A 22,678-nucleotide genomic window follows, 5' to 3' on the forward strand; every position below is an offset into this window, starting at 1 on the left:
TCACAAATCAGACCATGTTAAAATATCGGCGGCTTTCTTTAAGGATTTTTTTATGCAGTTTGTTCATCTTGGTATTCATACGGAATTTTCGATTACCGAATCGATTGTCCGCGTACCTGATCTGATTAAAGCTGCTGCATCTGAAAACATGCCTGCGCTGGCCATGACCGATCTGTCCAACTTACACGCAGCGGTTAAATTTTATCGCGCGTGTTTAGGCAAAGGTATCAAACCCATTTTGGGAGGTGTACTGCGTCTCAACGATGCCGAGCACCGGATTACCCTGTTGGCGATGAGCAATCGCGGTTGGCGGAGCCTGACGGAAATTATTTCACGTGGTTTTATTGAGGGCCAACAACTCAGCATTCCTTGTGTGCAAAAGCCTTGGATTTTAGAGCAAGCAGACGACTTAATCGTGCTGCTCGGACAACACAGTGATGTCGGCAAAATGCTCTGCTCCTCCAATCCACAAAAAGCAGAGCCATTACTTGAAGAGTGGATTGCCAAATTTGGCAATCGTGTCTACTTCTCACTTTGCCGCACTCAACGCCCACAAGAAGAAGAATTTATTCAACAAGCGCTTAAACTTGCAGAAAAATATCAAATTGGTGTGGTTGCGCAAAATGACATTCATTTTATTCGCCCTGAAGATTATGAAGCGCATGAAGCACGCGTGTGTATTGCCGATGGTTATGTACTCGCAGACCAACGCCGCCCTCGTTTGTATAGCCAAGAGCAGTATTTTAAAACTGCGGAACAAATGAGTGAGTTGTTTGCTGACATTCCCAGCGCACTTGAAAATACTTACCAAATTGCCAAACGCTGTAATGTCACGTTGAAATTAGGCACTTACCATTTGCCTGATTATCCAATTCCAGATGGCCATACCATCAACAGCTTTTTTGAGCATATTTCCAAACAAGGTTTAGAAGTGCGTCTGGATGTACTCTATCCTGTCGCGGAACGTGACCAAGATTGGCCAGAAATACGACGACCTTACGATCAACGCATTGAATACGAAATCAACATTATTAATAACATGGGATTCCCCGGTTACTTTCTAATCGTGATGGACTTTATTCAGTGGTCAAAAAACAATGGCGTTCCCGTCGGCCCTGGCCGTGGTTCGGGTGCCGGCTCATTGGTGGCCTATAGTCTCAATATTACTGACTTAGACCCCCTGCGTTATGATCTGCTGTTCGAACGCTTCCTAAACCCTGAACGTGTTTCAATGCCCGACTTTGACATCGACTTTTGTATTGCTGGTCGAGACAAAGTGATTGACTATGTTTCACGGCACTATGGTCGTGATGCGGTTTCGCAAATTGCAACCTTCGGTACTATGGCGGCCAAAGGTGCGATTCGAGATGTGGCACGTGTTCTTGGTAAAGCTTATGGCTTAGCCGATCGAATCTCTAAAATGGTGCCAACCAAACCGCTTGGGGTGGACCTTCGTGGTGCCATCGACATGGAGCCGCAACTCAAAGATATTGTCACCAATCCATCAAATCCCGACTATGACGATGCTGCTGAAATTTGGGAAATGGCGCTCAAGCTAGAAGGCATTACCCGAAATACGGGTAAACATGCGGGTGGTGTGGTGATTGCACCAACCAAAATCACCGACTTCTCCGCAGTGCTCTGTGATGAAGACGGTACCAACCGGGTTGCTCAGTTCGATAAAGATGATGTCGAATCCGCTGGTTTGGTCAAATTTGACTTCTTGGGCTTACGTAACCTCACGGTGATCGAAGATGCCCTACAAAATATCAATAAAAATAGAGCTTCAGACCAACAACTATTAATTTCTGAAATCCCATTAGACGATACTCAGGCATTTACCATCTTTGCCGACGCCAATACGACCGCGGTGTTCCAGTTCGAGTCCGTGGGCATGAAGCGCATGTTAAAAGAAGCGCGCCCAAGTAAATTTGAAGAGATTATTGCATTCGTCTCCTTATATCGCCCAGGTCCGATGGATCTTATTCCTGACTTTATTCATCGTATGCACGGCGGTGAGTTTGAATATCTACATCCTTTACTTGAAGGCATTCTGGAACCCACCTACGGGATTATGGTTTACCAAGAACAGGTGATGCAGGCAGCACAGTATTGTGCAGGTTATACCTTGGGCGGTGCCGATTTACTGCGTCGTGCCATGGGTAAAAAGAAACCCGAAGAGATGGTACAGCAACGTAAAATCTTTACTGAAGGTGCCGCCTTAAAAGATATTGATGAAGCGACCGCCAACCATATCTTTGACTATATGGAAAAATTTGCGGGCTACGGTTTTAACAAATCGCATGCTGCGGCCTATGCTTTGGTGGCTTATCAAACCGCATGGCTAAAAGCGCATTTCCCTGCCGAATTTATGTCTGCGGTTATGACCTCGGAGATGCAGAACACCGATAACGTGGTGTTTCTCATCGATGACTGCCGTAACAACAAGCTCGACGTTATGCCGCCATCGATCAACATGTCGCTCTATCGTTTCCATGCCAGCGACGATAAAACCATTGTCTATGGACTTGGTGCGATTAAAGGTGTGGGTGAACAAGCCATGCAGTCGGTGATTGAATCGCGTCAGCAAGATGGCCCATTTAAAGACCTCTTCGATTTCTGCCATCGTATCGATTTGAAAAAAATCAACAAACGTACTCTTGAAGCCCTGCTGCGTGCCGGTGCACTAGACTGCTTAGGCGTCGAACGTTCAACCTTAATGGCACAGCTTCCCGAAGCGGTGCAAGCCGCAGATCAAGCACGCAGTAACCGTGAATCTGGCATCATGGATTTATTTGGTGAAGTTGAAGAAGTGCAGCGCAAGCCAAGTAAACCGGTTAAACCATGGAGTGATGAAGTCCGTCTCAAAGGTGAAAAAGATACCTTGGGCTTATATTTAACTGGTCACCCGATTGATATTTACAAAGCTGAATTAAAATCCTTTGTGCCCCTAAAAATTAATGAACTGACCCCAACCAGACGTGGTGTCACCACCGTCTATGCCGGTTTAGTCATTGATGTTGCTAACTTCCCCAATCGAATGATGATCACCCTCGACGATGGCACGGCGCGGATTGAAGTTTCAGTCAATCATGAACGTTTCCAACGTTTTAAAGAGATTGTTCAAACTGAAAAAATTGTGGTGATCGAAGGTGAAATCTACGAGCGTGAAGGCTTTGAACGTCCTATGGGTCGTATGAACAAAGCCTTTAGCCTCAATGAAATCCGGCAAAAACGTGCCAACTGCATCAATATCAAATTGCAGGCAGAGTTTCATGAAACACCTTTAGCGGCAGATTTAAAACAAATCATCACTCCGTTTTGCGATGTCGATATGGCGCAGCATATCCCCATTCAAATCCAACTCGATTATGCCTATGCCAGCACTCAACTGTGCCTAGGCGTACAATGGAATGTGGTTCCAACCGACGAGTTACTGTCTCAATTACGTGACTATTTTGGCAAAGAATCCATTCACATTGAATATCAAGTCAAATCCAAGGCTGCAAAAGCAGTGCAAGTCGCAGCGACGACAGCACTGGCACCACCACCGACGGATATCAGCATGGATGAAGCGATGGATCTGTATCAAGCTGAAACCGAAGCCGGTCAATATTCTTAAAATCTGGAAAAATTATGGAACACTTTGACAATGCTGCTGTTTCAGCACATTTAAGTCATATACGTATTGTGATGGTCAACACCACACTGCCCGCCAATATCGGCAGCGCCTTACGCGCCATGAAAACCATGGGGCTGTCTGAGTTGGTCCTGGTTGCACCTAAAACCTACCCGCATCCAGATATTGATGCCCTGGCGGCAGGTGCCACCGATCTGATTGAAAAAATTAAGATCGTGGAATCTTTAGAAGAAGCGATTGCAGATTGTCATTTGGTGTTTGGCACCAGTGCACGTAGTCGAACCATTCCTTGGCCTTTGCTCGATGTGCGCCCTGCAGCAGAAAAATCCGTACATGCTGTTATTGAAAAACAGCAACGTGTCGCGATTATTTTTGGCCGTGAAGACCGCGGGCTCACCAATGAAGAACTGGCCCTAGCCAACTATCATGTGACAATTCCAGTTAACCCCGACTACGGTGTGTTAAATGTTGCACAGGCGATTCAAATTGTCTGCTATGAAATGCGCATGGCCGTACTGGCACAACAGCCTGTTGCAGCGCTGCCGAATCAATCTACCGACCAAAGTCAAGATGCGCTTGAGCATCAACCAGCTCAGATTGAGCGTATGCCCGTCACAGATCAACAATCCATGCAATGGGATGAACCTTTGGTCAATCAAGCACAAATGCAGCAATTTTACCCACACCTAGAGAAAATGTTGGCTGAAATTGAATTTATGGACCCAGAAAATCCAAGATTATTGCCTTTACGCTTGCGTCGTCTTTTTGGACGTATACAATTAGATCGTATGGAATATCACCTACTACGCGGCATATTTACCCGAGTACAGGCACTAAATAACGGTACATGGAAAAAATCGACACCTCAGGAGAAACAACACTAATGCTTAAACAGCTCAAAGAAGACATCCAAGCTGTACTCGCTCGCGATCCAGCAGCACGTAATAGTTTTGAAGTATTAACCACCTATCCTGGCATACATGCCATTATCATGCATCGTATGGCGCATGAACTTTGGAAAAAGGATTGTAAAACTTCTGCGCGTGTTCTGTCCTCTTTTAGCCGCTTTGCAACGGGTATTGAAATTCATCCTGGTGCCAAAATTGGTAAACGTTTTTTCATTGACCACGGCATGGGTGTGGTGATTGGGGAAACTGCCGAAATTGGCAATGATGTCACGCTTTATCATGGTGTTACGCTTGGTGGTACCACATGGAATAAAGGCAAACGTCATCCAACTTTAGCAGATGGTGTGGTGGTTGGTGCTGGCGCTAAAATTCTTGGGCCCTTTATCGTCGGTAAAAATGCCAAAGTGGGTTCTAATGCCGTGGTCACTAAACCCGTTCCTGAAGGGGTGACTGCTGTTGGTAACCCTGCTCGCTTCATTTATAAAGATGCACCGCAGGCCGAGCTCACCCAGATCAATAAACAAGAAGAAAGACGTCGTGATTATGCTGCTCGTATTGGTTTCCAAGCCTATGCCACCAGCAATGAGCAGCCTGATCCAATGATTGAAGGCATGCGCGTTCTACTCGATCGGTTAGAACTCAATGAAAAACGCATGAATGATTTATGCAAACGGCTCTCGCATCTCGATCCAACATTTGATCAATCTACTCAAACCACTCAACCGTTTAGTCAACAAGAGTTAAAAGTACTCGATGATATTCGCCGTGAGTGCGAAGCACAAAATGAATCCACACAAGATTAATGTAGTATTTTTATGCATGTAGAACATTTAACGTTGCATGTTAGACCTTCTTTTCTTAGACTGAAGCGCGTGTATAACCAAGCATTTACAACAATTACCGGATGATAGATATGACCCTTAAGCCCTTGGCATTTACCTTACTCGCGGCAGCAGTATTAACCGCATGTGGTACAACGTCACTGAAAAAAGATAATAAGGCAAATACCGATCCAATCGTATTTACTGAGCCAGATTTGACACCGCCATTCTATGCGTTAAATCCATTTAACTATGATCAACCACCTGTATTTGAACTTGAGTTACAAAAAGCTGCAGTTCAACCCGTGGCTAAAATGGAAGTCACTGACCCAAGCAATCCACAAAATAAAATGATCTTGGATACCAACAAACTCATTATCCCAACAGTCAACAATAAAAACCGCGCCATGAAATATGCGGTTCTTGCGGGTAATAATGAAATTGATATCACCAGTATTGATGATTTCTTACAAATGGTTGAAGGTAAAGCGCGTCATTACCCACCTCAATTTACAGACCGTCAAGAACGTAAAGGCTTTGAAAATAGACTTAAAGAAGTGTCATCACAACTGGACACCCTTGCAGCCAAAGACAATGCATCGTTTGATGTCTTGATTCGCGCATTTAAAGCCAGCGTGATGGGACGTAACCTTGACCTTGGTCCTGCCTATACAACCAAATCATTGACCTATGCGCAGCGCATCTTAAAAATCAATAAAGATGATGGTGAAGCGAATCTTTGGTTTGGCTTCTCACTGTCTGAGGGTGGTGGTCAAAGAGAATCTGTCGTTTATTTAGAGCGAGCGATGAAAGCTGGCGTGCAAGAAGCATATCTTTCTACAGCCAATAACTATATTGGTATGGAGCAAAAGAAAAATGCAATTCAAACGCTGAAAAACTATAAAGTCAAATACCCTCAAGAAAGTGAAGTGGCTGATCGCCTGATCACAGAAATCGAAAAGAAACAACGCTATAATGTTTGGCAAGTGCTCAAAACACCAGCGAAATAATAAAGCCTAGATCTAGGGTTTGGTTGTTCAACCAAGCCTTAGGCATAAAAAAGACCCATAAGTTGTTTCCGACTTATGGGTCTTTTTTATGCCATTTTTTAAGGTCGAATCCGATGCAAGCTTACAAAGCACTTATCACCTTTTTCATCCGCACAAAAATCGATGCTATTACTATTTTCCCAGCGCACGAAGACATTGGACATTTCACCAGTTTGGTCTTCTTTAAATCCAGAACAATCTTTTTCATTGTTTTCATATTTCACTTGAATCGCCAAGGTTGGCAATTTAGTCATACTGTTATCGGGCGAAGGTTGATAATCATAAGCCCCAATTGACCACTCCTTTGCGCTATTGATTACAACTTGATTGCCCCCTCTGAAATTATAGTATTCAACGCATTTTTTATTACTCGGAATAACCATTCCCCATAAACCCAAAATTTCAGGGCGAGTATCGACATTAATTTTAGATACATTTGGGGCAGTCGGATTATTTGGCACTTGTGTTTTAGCTGGACTTGCAAATATTGTTGGTGTTACCAAGCTCAATACAGCAGTCAATAAAAGAGTTCGATTCATACTTCTTCAAAAATAATCAAATTTTATTTTGCTAACTTAGCACAATTTCTCAAGATTTTATTTAAAAATAACTATAGTTGAACAATCAAGTTTAAATATTCAGAATATCAAAATAAGGTCAAGGTATTTATAACTAATCTAGTTAATATCTATATATTTTAACTTGTTGCATTTACCAGTAAAGCCCAATGCACTCAATTTTAGCCGCATTGCAGCTTGGCTTTCATTACGGGCCTGCATTTAGTGTGACCCTTTAAGCTATAACACAAATATAGAAATCCAAAACTCGGACTCCCCGTCAAAAATTAATAAACCAACTCATTTCCATTTCTTTAATCTGTGCAATCCAGCAAACCCTGACTTAATTGCACCACATTATTCAGGCATTTCAAACCAATCTGCCAATGACTTCATTTAAGCTCAATGAAAATGCAGCATTCAAAATAAATATTTTCAACCCCATGCGAGGGTCATGCTACTTTCATGCTATAGATGAGGCTTCAGTAGCGCAACTTCTTCTGAAATACGCTACCCTTATAAATAATCTGTAAATTTTACTTAGAATGAACAATACTTTAAGCGAAGGATTGCAATGAAATACGCCGAATACATTCAATATGATGGCCTTGGTTTAGCCAATTTAATTCATAAAAAACAAGTCCAAGCCCATGAGCTTCTAGACATTGCCTTAGTACGCAGCGAACACGTTAACCCTAAATTAAATGCCATCGTCATTCCCATGATCGAACAAGCCCGTAAAAAGGCGCAACAGCCATCATCGGGGCCTTTTTCGGGCGTTCCATTTCTACTCAAAGACTTACACCAAGAATATGCAGGTGTCGCAACCAGTTCTGGCTCTAATGCACTTAAACGAATAGGGTATATTGCTCCACAGCACGCAGAAATCGTAAGACGCTGGGAAAATACTGGGGTTAGCATTTTTGGCCTAACTAACGCACCAGAATTTGGTATTAAAGGTATTACCGAACCAAAAGCTTGGGGAAGTTGTCATAACCCTTGGCAATTAAAATATAACAGTGGTGGTTCCTCTGGTGGCTCCGCTGCTGCGGTTGCTGCGGGCATTGTTCCGATTGCAGGTGCCAGTGATGGTGGTGGTTCGATACGAATTCCAGCATCTTACTGCGGTTTATTTGGATTAAAGCCAAGTCGAGGTCGTACACCATGGGGACCTCACATGAGTGAAGCGATGCATGGTGCAGCAATGCAACATGTGCTCAGTAAATCTGTACGGGACAGTGCAGCAATGCTTGATGCCACGCAGGGTGCTGATGCACATGCCCTATTTAATATACAATCTCCACAAGGCAGCTATTTAGACTGCCTAAAACAGCCACTAAAACCCTTGAGAATCGCCTTCAACACACAATCACCCATTGGTACCGAAGTCTCTAAAGATGCGATTCAGGCGATTCAAGCTACCGCCAAGCTATTAGAGTTTCTCGGTCATCATGTTGAAGAGGCTACACCGCCGCTTGATGGTATGGCACTGGCCAAAGATTTTGTTCGCATCTGGTTCAGCCAATGTGCCTACAATGTACAGCAACTGAAACAACAGCATGGTGCCACAGATCGAGATTTTGAACTCGACACCTTGGCAATTGCCGCTTTTGGTGCCAAAGTCAGTGCCCTAGATTATATTCACACCTTAAATCAATGGGGTGTTTATACGGCGCAAATGAATCAGTTCTTTCAGCAATATGATTTGTATCTCACACCTGCAACAGCATCCGTTGCCCCTAAAAATGGACATGTTAAAACTCCTCGCTGGCAACACCCGATCCTGAAAACTTTATTAAAAGTCGATCAAGCACACTGGCTTGCAAAAGGCACATTGGTCGAACAATTGGTCAAAGGCAATCTACAATGGGTGCCTTTCACCCAATTGGCCAATATTACCGGCCTACCTGCCATGTCAGTGCCTTTATATTGGAATAAAGAAAATCTCCCTTTGGGCTCACAATTTATTGCACCCTTCGGTCGAGAGGATCGTTTATTGCAACTGGCAGCGCAACTTGAAACAGCTCAGCCATGGATGCCCAAGTATAAAAATATTGTGGTTTAAACGCTGAGTCAACACACATAGAAAAGTGGCAGTTTTATTTTAATAACCGCCATCCACATAACCAAAAACCCAATATTTTTTAAAATATTGGGTTTTATACTATCGCAGTTGCGGCTTAAAACCGCCCAAACTAAAAAGTCATCTCGTCGATGTGATCGACACTCAAACGATTGCTTTGCTATTTATTGATTGGCTAACCAAGTCATAAAGCGTTGACGTTCTGCCTTACTGGCACTCTGCCAGATTTGAATCAATTGTTGATCTGCACTACGAGCAGGCATGGCATACTGTACATCTGTTGCTGCCGTTGCAGCACTTGGCTGAGCGGCTGATGCTTGCACTGCTGTTGAACTGCTTGCATAGACCGCAGCAGGTTGGTTACCAGATGGTTTATTTGATTTGGTAAAATCAAATATACGCCCACCAAACCAAGCCTTTGGCTCGTTATTGGCACCCGTCTGTTCTACAACTAACTTTTTGTTCTGATCATAAAGTGCAATAGTGGGTTGCTCAGCATATTTTTTCGCGGCTTCATATTCATTGGGTACATTAACTGGCTTTAATGTATAGGTTTTCCCATCCAATAAGTTTGGCGCCGCAATAGTCACAACACCCGATTTCACGATGTCATGCTCACCATCTAGATGTCTAAAATACTGCTGATAACGCACACTAAATGACGCTTGCCCAGCATCCACTTTATAATCATTTTTTGAAGTTCTGAATAGGCCAGAATTGACTTCCTGATCATTAATCGCGAGCAGCACAATTTCCTCAGGTGTTGTAATCGTCACGGCCGCAAAAACAGGCGCACTCACCATTAAACTGATTGCTACAATGCCGAACTTATTAAACGCCATACACTTCACCCATACCACTGTCAAAAAACCGTAAAATTTAATGCACTATGCAATGTCCGTGTGACAACTTTATGACAATCAAGAAAATCTGCACTGTTTGTATATCCCTCCCCAAAAAATCGAATCCCCCCGACCTCCAAAATGCAAAAAAGAACGCAATGCGTTCTTTTTTAAATTAAATTCCATTAACCAAACTTAATTAAAAGTTTTAAAGCGCACACTGTCATCAATATATGCTTTTTCTGCTGCTGGTGCTTCAATCGATCCAAATACCAATTGTGCACGTAATTTCCAGTCTTTAGGCACTTGGAATACATCAGCAACTTCATCGTCTACGATTGGATTGTAATGCTGCAACGATGCACCTACACCCTGTTCTGCCAGTGCAGTCCATACTGCAAATTGAGCAATACCAGTTGAGTGCTCAGACCAAACAGGGAAATTATCGGCATAAAGTGGGAATTGTTCTTGCAACTGCTTAACAGTTGGTTGATCTTCATAAAATAATACGGTTCCCTTACCTGCAATGAAACTGTCAATTTTAGTTTTAGTTCCTGCAAAAGCAGCTTCTGGCACTATTTTTTGCAAGGTTTCTAGAACAATCGTCCAAAATTTAACATGTGAATGATCAAATAAGATAACGGCACGGGAAGTTTGTGAGTTAAATGATGATGGGCTCTGTCTTACCGCTTCTTTAATAATATTTTCAATTTCATTTTGAGCCAAAGTAACATTATTACCTAAGGCATAAATACTACGACGCTGTTTGATTTGATCTAAAAATGACATCGTTTCAACCTTCTACTATAGTAGTTTACATATTGTTTGGGATTTGGTCATTGTATGGATCAAGCCAATATTGTTCACTCATACTGGTACTACATTGCGTTTCGTAATTAGAACAATATCTCTTTCACCTATTCCACTGTAACAGCGGAATAGATGAAATATAAAGCTTACTTTTCAGTTTCGAACAAAGCTGCAACAAATGATTTAGCAGAAAATGGTCGTAAATCATCAATTTGCTCACCTACGCCAATGAAACGAATAGGAACATGTGTACGACTTGCGATGTTAAATAACACTCCACCTTTTGCAGTGCCATCTAATTTAGTAATTGTCAGTCCAGTCAGCCCAACGGCTTCATCAAACATTTCAACCTGATTGACTGCATTCTGGCCTGTGCCAGCATCGACCACCAACATAATTTCATGTGGTGCAGTGGCATCAATCTTTTGCATAACTCGTTTTACTTTTTTGAGTTCTTCCATCAAATTGCTTTTGTTATGCAACCGTCCTGCGGTATCTGCAATAAGCACATCAATGCCTTTGGCACGCGCACTTTCAAAGGCATCAAAGATGACTGAAGCACTGTCTGCACCATGACCTTGAGAAACCACAGAGATTTGATTGCGCTCCCCCCAAATTTCCAACTGCTCCGTTGCAGCTGCACGGAAAGTATCCCCAGCAGCCAACATTACTTTTTTGCCTTCACCCTGTAAGCGTTTTGCCAACTTACCAATCGTGGTGGTTTTACCCACACCATTAACGCCAACCACTAAAATGACAAAGGGATTTTTATTGGGATCGACATGTAATGCTTTCACTCTTGGCGCCAACAAACTCACCAACTCTTCTTGTAATGCTTTATACAATGAATGTGAGTAGATCAAATCACCACGTGTCGTACGTTCGGTCAGATTGGCAATAATTGTTTTGGTCGCTTCCACCCCAATATCTGCGACTAAAAGCTGCTCCTCAACCTCTTCAAGCAACTCATCATCAATCTCTTTACCGCCAATTAAAATATTCACCATACCGTCGGCAAGATTTTTGCGGGTCTTGGTTAAGCCCATTTTCATACGGCTAAAAAAACCACCCTTGCCGCTTTCTTCTACAGCATCAATCGAATGCGCAGTAGAAGGTGCACTTATTTCTGCCGCATGATTTTCAACGATAGGCACATCAACGGCGGGTAAACTCGGTAAAGTGACATCATCGTCACCAATATCCGCATCAATCAAAAATTTATTTTGCTGTTGTTGCATGCCGATTCCTTGAAAAGCACCACGTTTAAAAGGCTGAGTTTAGCATAATTCTAGTTTTTTTATGTGCCAAATATCACAGCTATCCCCTAACCCAGCGCGGTGTTGTAGCGATTCTGATCATTTTGTCTTAAAGTGGATTTAAAGGTTAAGTACAGCATTTCTCAAAACAATATTTACTCATCTTCTAATTTCATGGCTGGATATTCTTTCACTTGACTCGCTTCTTGCTGTTGCGCCAACATCAGCTTCAGATATTCAAAGACATGTATTTTCTCTTGTCCCAAAAGTGCTTGCGCCATTGTTTGGGTATGCAAATAACTCGCTTGGTCAGACAACACAACTACATTATTATATTCTCGTGAATCAATGGGTTGATATAATTTTGCCGATGCATGTAACACAATTAAAATAATAATTGAAATTACAATGACTTGAAACATTTTATCTAGATTAAACTTAGCTTTAAATCTGTTAAACCATTTTCTAAAATCAAACATGAACTACCTCTAATTAGAGATAGTTTAATCATGCCGACCTAAAAAATATAGCCCTGTTTGATTCCAACCGAAACTTTAGCAAAATCCTTATAAATAAAGGGATCAAAGCCCTTAGCGACGTCGCTAAGATACGCTAAGGAATCGCGATTCGAACCACCGTAAAATATAAAATCATGGCAATAACAATCAAACTTAGAATCACTGCAAAAATACTCACACCTGATTCTGCATTTGCAGGGTGTAAATCATCGTCATCAGCCAAACGTCTTAATTCACCATCATAGATTTCATAAAACTGTTTTTTTTGCGGCAAGGTTAAAGTTCGAGTATACTCAGACACTCTATTACGCTGTGCAATGGAAAAATTTCCAAGATGAATTTCCTGATGGAAAATCGCTTCATCAAGTTGCTTACGATGAAACTGCGCCAAAGCGATAATTTGAGACTCGGATAGAGGTAGATCAAAATTAAAACCGTCAATTATATTTGTCATGATTGTTCTCCTTTTTAGTATTTCCTGTATTGATTTTAATAAAAAATATTTTAATTAATGTTTAATCCTGTAATCTCATTATTATTAGTGGCTTGAAATGGCCTCAAATTAATTGACAAATGAAGTTATATGTAATATTAGTTTAATATTGCTTGGTTACACTACTCATGAGTCGAACATAAGCTACAACATTTAGTGATCATAATTACAATAAGGAGTTTAATATGATTCAACAATTCTCTCACCGTGACTTAGAAAATATTTACGTAACTGCAGTTAATACAATCCACTCAGAAATGAATTTTATTGATGCAGTTCACCAGTTAGAAGATGCAGCACATGCTGGCCATGGTAAAGCGGCAATGTTCCTAGCAGAGCTTTACTACCAAGGATTTCGTGTCGAACGTGACTCACTTAAAGCACAATACTGGCAAAAGATGGCCACCATGCAAGCATAATCAAACGTCACCTAGGTGGCGTTTTTTACAACCTTTCAATTTTATATAAATATTTGTTTACGATAAAGCATAAAGCAGCTACTGACCTTGTCAGAAGTTCCATTACAATAAGTTGACTTTGAATCAGACAGCTAGAGCCTCATGAAAAAATACTTTGTATTACAACCAGTCTCTAAACAACTCATTATTCAAATCTCCATTTTAAAGACCATGATGTACTGTGGCGTATTATGGGGCTTGTATCATGAAGGTTGGGCAATCAAATCCGAACATAATGGCAACATTTTCCCTTTCTGGCTCAACGCTGTTCAAGCCTATCGCTATGCTAAAAGCCATTGGCCAAATTATCAGCCCCGCAGAATCACCCCCAAAGACTTCGAGGAATCTTTATTACCGACCTTGACGCGCTTTAAAGTTATTCCGGTACTCTATAATTCTTCTACCCAAAAATTTAGATTAACCACACATCAAATGCATCATTTCTTTTTTGACTCAAAAACCATGCAGTTTGCTTAATTTATCTCTCAGCCATTGATTTTACCCACAAAATGAAAAATACTCGCTATATCTTGATATAAAGATATAACCAATCAAAAAGCATGATTTTAAGATTTAGTTGATAAAAAAGAGAGGATAGCTAATATGTCCACCGTTGCAAAAGTATTACTTAATAAAGCTTCACAAGACGTTGCCACCATTACCCCAGATGCCACGGTATTAGAAGCCATTGCCCTAATGGCCAGCAAAGGCATTGGTGCAATTGTGGTGGTCGAGCATGAACAAGTCGTCGGCATTGTATCCGAGCGTGATTACACTCGTAAAATTGCACTTATGGCGCGAACCTCTCAACAGACCACGGTGTCTGAGATCATGACCAGTAGAGTCATTACCGTTGGTCGAAGCCACCGTGTAGATCAGTGTTTAGAACTTATGACCGACAAACATCTACGTCACTTGCCAGTGGTTGAAGATGGAAAGTTAATTGGTTTAATTTCTATTGGGGATTTAGTTAAGGCAACCATGGAAGATCAAAAGAAATTAATCGAACAATTACAGCAATATATTTCTGGCTAAACCCACCTAATTAAAGTCGATTGTCTAGTCCTGAAATAGGTTGACAGTTTTATGCAACGAATTGCTCTCTATTTCTAAACTCGATTATAGACGCCTGATGCACTGCATCAGGCGTTTTATATCCTAAAGATAAATGTGGTCTCAAGCTATTATAGGCTTCAATTGATTCGGCAATTATTATTCGGGCTTGCTTTAAATCTCGTGGCTTCTCTAGCAGAAACTCCTGTTTCAAGATTCCATTTACTCGCTCCGCTAAAGCATTTTGATAACAATCATAACCGTCTGTCATTGAACAGGTAATACCTTCAACCACATGAATATTTTGATAATTATCAGAACAATACTGAATACCTCGATCCGAGTGATGCACTAGCTGCTGATCTGTCTGCCTTGATTTAATCGCTACCAATAATGCTTTTGCTACATGCTCTGTATGTAGGCTCTCATGCACATAATATCCAACGATTTTACGTGAGAAAGCATCTGTGATCAGGCTTAAATACACTGTTTGTTCATGTGTAGGAATATACGTTATATCAGCAACCCACAACTGCTCACTACCCGTTACAGCTACTTGGTTCTCACCTGCTTTAAGTACGTTAGGGTGTTTTCTAAAACGGTGATGACTATTCGTCGTTTTGTGATACGAACGCCTGAGTTTAATGAGCATATTTGCACCACGCAATATATCGAATAAACCATCTCGCCCAAGCTTGATTTTTAAATCTTGAAAGCGCGATTTAAGTAAGAAATATAATTTACGTGTCCCTAATCGGGGTAATTGCAACCGCTGACTTATTACAAGTTCTACCACACTATTAGCCATTTTCGCCTTAGCTTTAAGGCTTTGAAATTGTTTGTAATAGGCTTGGCGGCTAATACCATAATGGCGGCAAGCGGTATCAATACTCATCGCTTTTTCGGCTTTGAGGTTTTGGACAGCTTGCCTAAAGGCTTTTTTATCAGTGGATTAGGGTACTCTGTACGAATAATTCTGACGACTTCTTCAAATAGCATAGCCTTTTGTTGTGCTTCAAGAAGTTGCACTTCTAATTCTTTAATACGTTGTTCTGGAGTAAGTGGTTGATTTTTCATATTAGCGGCACTGTTTTTATTAGATGTAGCTCCAAGCGTACACCAATCCATAGAGCCATGCTTTCTTAACCAGTTACGAACAGTTGAATGACTCTGTATGCCGTAGCGCTTAGCAGCTTCAATATAAGTCATCTCGCCACGTTCAATTTGGGCGACAACACTCAATTTAAAAGACATGCTGTAATCGCGTTGAGTACGCTTAACGTATTGGTTCATTTGACACTCCTGAGCTAACGCTCTGTTGTGTCAACCTATTCTAGGACGGGACAGATGCATAAAATAAAACGAGCTATCCGAATAGCTCGTTTTATCTTTAAATAAAGCTGCAACTCAAATAACAATCTAATTTAAGCCTAGTTTTCCAGCAACAAAATCTGCATCCTTGTCCCCACGCCCAGACAAATTGACCACCATAATCGTTTCTTTTGGCATTTTTACAGATTCTCGAATTGCCCATGCCACAGCATGTGAACTTTCCAGTGCAGGCACAATCCCTTCTACGCGCGATAAGGTCATAAAGGCATCTAAGCACTCTTGGTCTGTTACTGAGTGATAATCAACACGACCTAAATCTTTCAGAAAGCTATGCTGTGGTCCTACACCCGGATAGTCAAGCCCTGAAGCGATGGAATGTACTGGTAAAGGTTGCCCATCATCCTCTAATACATAACATGCCATCCCATGTATCTGACTCGGTTTGCCAAGCGTTAATGTTGCAGAATGCATTTGCGTATCAAGACCCAGACCAGCCGGTTCAACACCGACCAATTTAACCGTTGGCACATTTAAGAAGGCAGTAAAGGCACCAATGGCATTTGATCCACCACCGATACACGCCACGATATAATCTGGATCTCGTGCGAATCGCTGTGCACTCTGTTGCTTAATTTCATTTCCGATAATCGATTGGAAATCACGCACCATTTTAGGAAATGGATGCGGACCGACAACTGAACCAATTGCATAGATAAAGTTTTTCGGGTCTTTTAAATATTCTTCAAAGGCACTATCAACGGCGTCTTTTAAGGTGGCGGTTCCTCTTGTGACTGAGATCAAATTCGCACCTAAAATTTTCATTTTAACCACGTTTGGATGCTCTTTCTCAATATCAACCTGCCCCATGTGAATTTCACAAGGAATACCCACCAAGGCACAGGCTGTTGCCAGTGCCACACCATGTTGACCTGCGCCCGTTTCAGCAATCACTTTGGTTTTGCCCATATACTTGGCCAATAACGCTTCACCTAAGCAGTGATTAATTTTATGCGCGCCAGTATGGTTTAAATCTTCACGTTTTAAATAAATCTGCGCACCACCCAATTGCTGAGAAAGGCGCTTCGCATGAAACAATGGACTTGGACGCCCGACATAATTTGCAAATAAATCAGCTAGTTCATCCTGAAACTCAGCACTGTGACGAATATTCTCATAGGCAAGATTAATCTCATCCATGGCTTCTTTTAAATTAGGCGGTATGAATTGACCACCATATTCGCCAAAAAAACCATCTTGGTTAGGTAATGCAATGCCATTGATCTGATGATCCATTCGAGTCCTCACAACATTCAATCTGATATTAACGATTATTGAAACTGAATTCTTGAAACTCAGCTACCGAAGCCAGGCGGCTAAAATTAGGTTATAGGGATATTAAACCTTAGCGGGCTAAATATTTAGTCATATCCTCAATGCCTTTCAAAGTCATTGGGTACATATGCTTTTCAAATATTTGCTCAATTAAACCAATACTTTGAGTGTATTGCCAATAGTTTTTTTCTTCTGGATTAAGCCATGCTGTTTTTTCAAAATGCTGATGGAGACGTTTTAACCAAAGTTCACCTGGCTCCTCGTTCATATATTCAACCGAGCCACCCACGGATCTAATTTCATAAGGTGCCATGCTGGCATCACCAACCACAATAACCCGATAGTCTCTTCCATAGGTATTGAGTAAATCCCATGTGCTCATGCGTGAGGTAGAACGACGCTTGTTGTCTTTCCATACATAGTCATATAGGCAATTATGAAAATAAAAATAATCTAATGTTTTAAACTCAGACTTTGCCGCACTGAATAACTGCTCACATTGCGCAATATGAGCATCCATTGAGCCACCGATATCGAATAACATCAGTACTTTAATACGATTGCGTCGTTCAGGTACTAACTGTACATCTAAAATTCCTTGCTTCGCAGTTTCACGAATTGTTCCCTGAATATCGAGCTCTTCAGCCGCACCCTGCCGCGCAAACTTACGCAGCCGACGCAAGGCCAACTGCATATGCCGCGTCCCTAAAATTTGCTCATCATCTAAATTTTGATAATTGCGTTGTTCCCAAACCTTGACCGCTGAACGTTTACGACCTGGCCCACCAATCCGCACCCCTTCTGGGTGATCACCAAAAGCACCAAAAGGTGAAGTTCCACCAGTACCAATCATACGATTGCCACCCTGATGCTTTTTATGTTGTTCACGCAAACGCTCTTCCAACATTTTCATCAGCTCTTCAAGCGAACCAGCCTTTTTTAAGGCTTCACGTTGCTCTGGGCTCAAGTGCTTTTCAAGTAATTCTAGATCAAACCAATCTTTGGGCAATTTTTTAACCTGATTCAGTAAATCATCAAGATCAAAACTTTGAATACCGTCAAAATAATCTTTCATGGCACGATCATATTTATCAAAAAAACGTTCATCTTTAACCATGATCGTCTTCACCAACTGATAAAATTCTTCTTGATCCGCAAAAACTAGCCCTTGTGCAACGGCTTGATTCAAATCAATCAATTCACGTGTGCTCACAGGTACACCGTACTTTCTTAAGATGTAAAACAATCGCACAAACATGGACGAATAGATCCCTTTCAATATGAGGTGAACTTGAGAAAATTAAAACAATGGTTATCAACTGACATATTCAATGCAAATTGAAATGCAGCTTAAAATGGCATTATGTGAGATTGTAAAAACGATGTAAAGCAAAATGCCAAGTACAGGTTTCAGTAAGGAGAATTCAGGCAAAATAATGCATTCAATCGACCAAATTTATAAATACTGAAATATTTACCCCCGTGCACTCAGATTGACATAAATAAAACACGTTAATATCGAATAAAAAAAAGCCCACATTTGTGAGCTTCTCGATTCATTTAAACTTTAACAAGATTTCATTTGCGATCTGCATCCTCATAAAGAGGCTACGTGACCAGACTAAATTCAACCTTTATATTAAAATGAATGTATTGACCTAAACTAAAGCTTTTCGCAATTAACCAATTACTTTAATGCTGCTTGCTTGTGGGCCTTTTTTGCCATCAGTCACTTCAAATTCAACACGTTGACCTTCGTTCAATACTTTGAATCCACTGCTTTGAATTTCGCTATAATGAGCAAAAACATCTGGACCAGAATCTTGCTGAATAAAACCAAAACCTTTAGTTTCGTTAAACCATTTAACAGTACCAGTAACGATATTAGACATATTTAATCCTAAATTTTAAAAATTGAGTCGACTCTTAATAATGTTCGAATTTGAAAGAATGTGAAACTGAATCAAAAGATACGAAGGATTAAATGATAAACCACGAACTAAAAGATACTGAAACAAACTATTCACTCATTACGACTATAGAGTTGATCTTTAAAAAGCCCATCAATATGAGCAATGAATATATTAGTAAAATAAAAGCCCTTCGTCTACTAAAAAAATCAAAATTCATCGAACTAAGTCGGTTTATTTAACGCTTTCTCAGATTCCACAAATTAATTGCAATTTATTCACTTTATTTATATTTTTAACGCACTAAATTCCTGATTTTTAGGTACTTATCTGCTAACAATAAGACTACAGTAAAAGTAAAATTTTAAAGCATTTATTAAATTAATTGCCATAGTTTTATAACTTTAAATGAAACGCTACGATTATATTCAGCAGATATATTTAGGGCGTAACATCACTGTTACGCCCCATTCAATTTACGAGAAAATCCGCTTATCGACGCGACATAAATGCGAGTCTTTCTAGTAACTGCACATCTTGTTCATTTTTAATCAATGCACCATACAACGGCAGTACAGCTTTGGCTTTATCCTGACGAAGAATGTCTTCAGGCATATCATCCGCCATCAATAAACTCAACCAATCGATCAATTCAGAAGTCGAGGGTGGTTTTTTTAAGCCTGGGACTTTACGAAGTTTAAAGAATGTTTGTAATGCCTCATTCACCAAAGTTGTCGAAATCTTCGGAAAATGTACATCAATAATTTCACGCATGGTTGCTTCATCTGGGAATTCGATGTAATGAAAAAAACAACGACGTAAAAAGGCATCTGGGAGTTCTTTTTCATTATTGGAGGTGATAATTACGATTGGTCGTTGCACAGCATGAATCGTTTCACCAGTTTCATAAACATAGAACGACATTTTATCGAGTTCATGCAACAAGTCATTTGGAAACTCAATATCCGCTTTATCAATCTCGTCAATTAATAGGACACAGCGCTCTTCACTACTAAAGGCCTCCCACAATTTACCTGGCTTAATATAATTTTTAATATCATAAACACGCTCATCACCCAGTTGGCTATCTCTTAAGCGCGATACAGCATCGTACTCATACAAGCCCTGTTGTGCTTTGGTGGTTGATTTAATATGCCAAGTAATAAGTTTCAAACCTAAACTTTGTGCAACTTGTTCTGCCAATAAGGTTTTGCCTGTACCAGGTTCACCCTTTACCAATAATGGCTTTTGTAATGAACGTGCAGCTTTAACGGCCAGCTTTAAACTATCCGTTGCAATATACTGTTCAGTTCCACTAAATTGTTGTGAGTCTACAGACATAATCTTAACCTTATTTCTTATTTAAAGTGGCGATGCCATTTTGGCTCGCTTTAGCTTGTTGGCTTTATATTTTGACCAACTATATCCGAGCAATAAACCAATTCCGATCACAAATAAAATCAGGGATAAATTCGACCATACCAAGCTATATTCTTTGGTTAACAACCCAAATAATAAGCCAAACGTGGCTGGTGCAATTTCAGAATTTGGTCCTTCGGAGATCGTTGGTGTCGCCACAAAGGCAAATACGATAATCCACAATATCCCTGCCAATGGCGAGGCCAAGCGTTTTACAACCCCGTACCAACACCACAATATAATCAGGCCACCAAGAATATAAACGGTAATTGCAATACCATCTTCAGGAAGTGAGTCCAACAGACTTAAAAAACTGTCCCACATCGTAATTTAATCCTTATGCACCACGCAGACCTTCCGGTTCAACCGCATTCGGATTAATTAAACCTTCGGGTGGCATTTGAATAAAAAAACCTTTGTTTAGCAGAGAGTCAATCACATGCAAAGTGCTTACACGAGCCAACTTACGCGCAGGACTTAACTCCAAATGCATCACAAATGTTGCACGACCAAAAGTCTGGCGCAGTAATTCGGGAACAACCGCTAAAGGATCTGTATCTTGCGCTTCATCCGCTTGTTCTGGGCGAGCGATGTAAAGATACATTTCATCTTTTTTACTCGATTTATAAATATCACAATGCATTAGGTTTGACCATGTCTATATAACTCGAGGAGTAGCATACAATAAAACCGCCCTGCTGGCATTAACCAATATCAATGCAATAGTCGTATTTTAAGCATTCAATGATTTGTACGGCGATTCTCTTGTAAAGAAAAAGCTCTACACTTGCGTATAGAGCTTTATTAAAGCAGCTTCATCTTAATATATTCAGCCAGCAAACACAGCGATTAATTCATCACTTTCATTTGCGTTGATAAATAATCGATGTCTTTATTTAAAAGAGCAATGATTGGTCGCGTTAAAATATCATAACGCCAGCCCAGCAAATACTCAGGTAAATCTTGCTCGCGCCCTTGAAACACCACATGATGATACAAAGTGTTCAACCATTTTTTACGCATAAGTACCTCTTTAGGCACTTGACTGCTAATGACCGTTTTTTCGATTAAATCATCAACATACTGCGTCACTCCTTTCGATGAGTGCTTTATTGGTCGTGCAATTCGCAGTGGCCAATGATCTGGTTCTGGTAGAAAACGCAAAAGATCCAAAATAATTTTGCCATGCTCGCGTACAATCGATGCACGTAGATCTTTGGTCTGAGACAATTGAAAATTATTTTTTGGGTTTTTTTCCACCAAATCAATCATACTTGAGTTCTTTAAAATAAAGCTTCTCGGTTGATTTAGGGCTTTGACCATTTGCTCACGCCAAACACACAGTTGCTGCAATTGCATTAACTGCTTGCGTGAATGGCGATAATTACCGACTTCACTAAACAATTTTTCTTTCGGTACTTCAGCTGCAATTTCAAGACTTAAATGATTACTGTCTTCTACTGCAAACTGATAGAGCCCTTTTGCCTCAAGCTCAGCTTTGAGCTTTCCAGCAAGCTGCATAATATATAAAACATCATTAGCCGCATATTGCATTTGCTCGCTACTTAATGGACGAGCAAGCCAGTCAGAACGGGTTTGATCTTTCGCAATATCAATTTCTAGCATTTGTTTTAATGCATTTTGATAACTGACCTGCAGACCATGCCCCAAAAAAGACATGCCAATTTGTGTATCAAAGACATTTTTTAGGCTTTTTTGCTGCGCATAATGATAGATCAGATCGATATCTTCACTACATGCGTGAAAAATATTTTGCTCTGCTTGATAAAGCCTGTTCCAAAACTCGCTCAAATCCAGTGTAGTACCATCTAAAAGAAAAATCTGATGATCTACATTAATCTGAAAAACACCGAGTTTCGGCCAGTAAGTATCAACTTTAATAAATTCTGTATCTAAGCCATAAATCGAACAGCGACTCATCAAATTCAGAACATTATCAAGTTCAGCTTGTTGTTGGATAAATTGAAACATGTTCGTTTTGAGTCAAAATAATATATTCAAATTAAACAATATTTTACATTAATACAAGATTTTTAAATATAGTATTTTTACACTAATTTCCTAAAAAAAATAAATTACATTGAAAATCAAACACAGCGATGTATTTTTTGACCTTAAAGCCTAAAATCATACGCCGCATCATCAAATGATGCTACCAAACCCTGAAGTATGAACA

The 22,678-nt window shown here is 40.5% G+C and carries 22 protein-coding genes; 8 read left to right on the forward strand and 14 right to left on the reverse strand.

Going from position 1 to position 22,678, the window contains the following annotated elements:
• Nucleotides 1-52: 52 nt before the first annotated feature.
• From dnaE to FD716_RS09615, 4 genes are all read left to right on the forward strand, one after another.
• The gene (gene dnaE, locus FD716_RS09600) at nt 53-3,622 is read left to right on the forward strand and encodes a DNA polymerase III subunit alpha (protein ID WP_139852143.1); all 3,570 of its coding nucleotides are present in this window, start codon (nt 53-55) and stop codon (nt 3,620-3,622) included.
• Between the two features lie 14 nt (nt 3,623-3,636).
• The gene (locus FD716_RS09605) at nt 3,637-4,524 is read left to right on the forward strand and encodes an RNA methyltransferase (RefSeq protein WP_139852144.1); all 888 of its coding nucleotides are present in this window, start codon (nt 3,637-3,639) and stop codon (nt 4,522-4,524) included.
• Nucleotides 4,524-5,351: a serine O-acetyltransferase gene (gene cysE / locus FD716_RS09610; protein WP_139852145.1), complete on the forward strand. Its 828-nt coding sequence runs from the start codon at nt 4,524-4,526 to the stop codon at nt 5,349-5,351. The genes FD716_RS09605 and cysE overlap by 1 nt, the downstream gene beginning before the upstream one ends.
• A gap of 110 nt (nt 5,352-5,461) precedes the next feature.
• Nucleotides 5,462-6,379: an ABUW_2363 family tetratricopeptide repeat lipoprotein gene (locus FD716_RS09615; RefSeq protein ID WP_139852146.1), complete on the forward strand. Its 918-nt coding sequence runs from the start codon at nt 5,462-5,464 to the stop codon at nt 6,377-6,379.
• 98 nt (nt 6,380-6,477) lie between these two features.
• On the opposite strand, the gene FD716_RS09620 is transcribed toward FD716_RS09615, so the two are convergent.
• A complete protein-coding gene (locus FD716_RS09620; RefSeq protein ID WP_139852147.1) occupies nt 6,478-6,957 on the reverse strand; it encodes a hypothetical protein in 480 nt (159 codons plus the stop codon).
• Between the two features lie 592 nt (nt 6,958-7,549).
• Between FD716_RS09620 and FD716_RS09625 the strand changes: the two genes are divergently transcribed.
• Nucleotides 7,550-9,040 carry an amidase gene (locus FD716_RS09625; RefSeq protein ID WP_139852148.1) on the forward strand — a complete coding sequence of 497 codons (1,491 nt, stop codon included), beginning with the start codon at nt 7,550-7,552 and terminating at the stop codon, nt 9,038-9,040.
• A gap of 182 nt (nt 9,041-9,222) precedes the next feature.
• On the opposite strand, the gene FD716_RS09630 is transcribed toward FD716_RS09625, so the two are convergent.
• The 5 genes from FD716_RS09630 to FD716_RS09650 all read right to left on the reverse strand — a co-directional run bounded on the left by FD716_RS09630 (nt 9,223) and on the right by FD716_RS09650 (nt 12,938).
• On the reverse strand, nt 9,223-9,900 hold the full coding sequence (locus FD716_RS09630) for a YccT family protein (protein ID WP_139852149.1): 678 nt from the start codon (nt 9,898-9,900) through the stop codon (nt 9,223-9,225).
• A gap of 195 nt (nt 9,901-10,095) precedes the next feature.
• Nucleotides 10,096-10,689 (reverse strand): nitroreductase family protein, encoded by a 594-nt coding sequence (locus FD716_RS09635; RefSeq protein WP_139852150.1) that lies wholly within the window; start codon nt 10,687-10,689, stop codon nt 10,096-10,098.
• Nucleotides 10,690-10,856: 167 nt separating this feature from the next.
• Complete coding sequence (gene ftsY / locus FD716_RS09640) at nt 10,857-11,948, reverse strand: signal recognition particle-docking protein FtsY (protein ID WP_139852151.1); 1,092 nt, start codon at nt 11,946-11,948, stop codon at nt 10,857-10,859.
• 173 nt (nt 11,949-12,121) lie between these two features.
• Nucleotides 12,122-12,445 (reverse strand): hypothetical protein, encoded by a 324-nt coding sequence (locus tag FD716_RS09645; RefSeq protein WP_139852152.1) that lies wholly within the window; start codon nt 12,443-12,445, stop codon nt 12,122-12,124.
• 133 nt (nt 12,446-12,578) lie between these two features.
• On the reverse strand, nt 12,579-12,938 hold the full coding sequence (locus FD716_RS09650) for a hypothetical protein (protein ID WP_139852153.1): 360 nt from the start codon (nt 12,936-12,938) through the stop codon (nt 12,579-12,581).
• 224 nt (nt 12,939-13,162) lie between these two features.
• On the opposite strand from FD716_RS09650, the gene FD716_RS09655 reads away from it, so the two are divergent.
• From FD716_RS09655 to FD716_RS09665, 3 genes are all read left to right on the forward strand, one after another.
• Entirely contained in the window at nt 13,163-13,396 is a 234-nt protein-coding gene (locus FD716_RS09655; protein WP_139852154.1) for a hypothetical protein, read from the forward strand.
• A 141-nt stretch (nt 13,397-13,537) separates the two neighbouring features.
• A complete protein-coding gene (locus tag FD716_RS09660; RefSeq protein ID WP_139852155.1) occupies nt 13,538-13,912 on the forward strand; it encodes a DUF2750 domain-containing protein in 375 nt (124 codons plus the stop codon).
• Between the two features lie 126 nt (nt 13,913-14,038).
• Nucleotides 14,039-14,470, forward strand: coding sequence for a CBS domain-containing protein (locus FD716_RS09665; protein ID WP_139852156.1), 432 nt, complete (start codon nt 14,039-14,041; stop codon nt 14,468-14,470).
• Between the two features lie 49 nt (nt 14,471-14,519).
• On the opposite strand, the gene FD716_RS09670 is transcribed toward FD716_RS09665, so the two are convergent.
• The 8 genes from FD716_RS09670 to FD716_RS09705 all read right to left on the reverse strand — a co-directional run bounded on the left by FD716_RS09670 (nt 14,520) and on the right by FD716_RS09705 (nt 22,473).
• A protein-coding gene (locus FD716_RS09670; protein WP_139852498.1) for an IS3 family transposase occupies nt 14,520-15,781 on the reverse strand; the annotation gives its coding sequence in 2 pieces (ribosomal slippage) (nt 14,520-15,442 and nt 15,442-15,781; 1,263 coding nt in all).
• A 126-nt stretch (nt 15,782-15,907) separates the two neighbouring features.
• Complete coding sequence (trpB, locus tag FD716_RS09675; protein ID WP_139852158.1) at nt 15,908-17,113, reverse strand: tryptophan synthase subunit beta; 1,206 nt, start codon at nt 17,111-17,113, stop codon at nt 15,908-15,910.
• Nucleotides 17,114-17,222: 109 nt separating this feature from the next.
• Nucleotides 17,223-18,410, reverse strand: a complete 1,188-nt coding sequence (locus FD716_RS09680) for a vWA domain-containing protein (protein WP_139852159.1) — start codon at nt 18,408-18,410, stop codon at nt 17,223-17,225.
• 421 nt (nt 18,411-18,831) lie between these two features.
• Nucleotides 18,832-19,044 carry a cold-shock protein gene (locus FD716_RS09685; protein ID WP_139852160.1) on the reverse strand — a complete coding sequence of 71 codons (213 nt, stop codon included), beginning with the start codon at nt 19,042-19,044 and terminating at the stop codon, nt 18,832-18,834.
• A gap of 510 nt (nt 19,045-19,554) precedes the next feature.
• Nucleotides 19,555-20,403, reverse strand: a complete 849-nt coding sequence (locus tag FD716_RS09690) for an AAA family ATPase (RefSeq protein WP_139852161.1) — start codon at nt 20,401-20,403, stop codon at nt 19,555-19,557.
• Nucleotides 20,404-20,424: 21 nt separating this feature from the next.
• Nucleotides 20,425-20,805: a hypothetical protein gene (locus FD716_RS09695; RefSeq protein WP_139852162.1), complete on the reverse strand. Its 381-nt coding sequence runs from the start codon at nt 20,803-20,805 to the stop codon at nt 20,425-20,427.
• Nucleotides 20,806-20,818: 13 nt separating this feature from the next.
• On the reverse strand, nt 20,819-21,124 hold the full coding sequence (locus FD716_RS09700) for a YcgL domain-containing protein (RefSeq protein ID WP_139852163.1): 306 nt from the start codon (nt 21,122-21,124) through the stop codon (nt 20,819-20,821).
• A gap of 206 nt (nt 21,125-21,330) precedes the next feature.
• Nucleotides 21,331-22,473, reverse strand: a complete 1,143-nt coding sequence (locus tag FD716_RS09705) for a ribonuclease D (protein WP_139852164.1) — start codon at nt 22,471-22,473, stop codon at nt 21,331-21,333.
• Nucleotides 22,474-22,678 lie beyond the last annotated feature (205 nt).

The organism is Acinetobacter pullicarnis, assembly GCF_006352475.1.
GTDB classification, from domain to species: Bacteria; Pseudomonadota; Gammaproteobacteria; order Pseudomonadales; family Moraxellaceae; genus Acinetobacter; species Acinetobacter pullicarnis.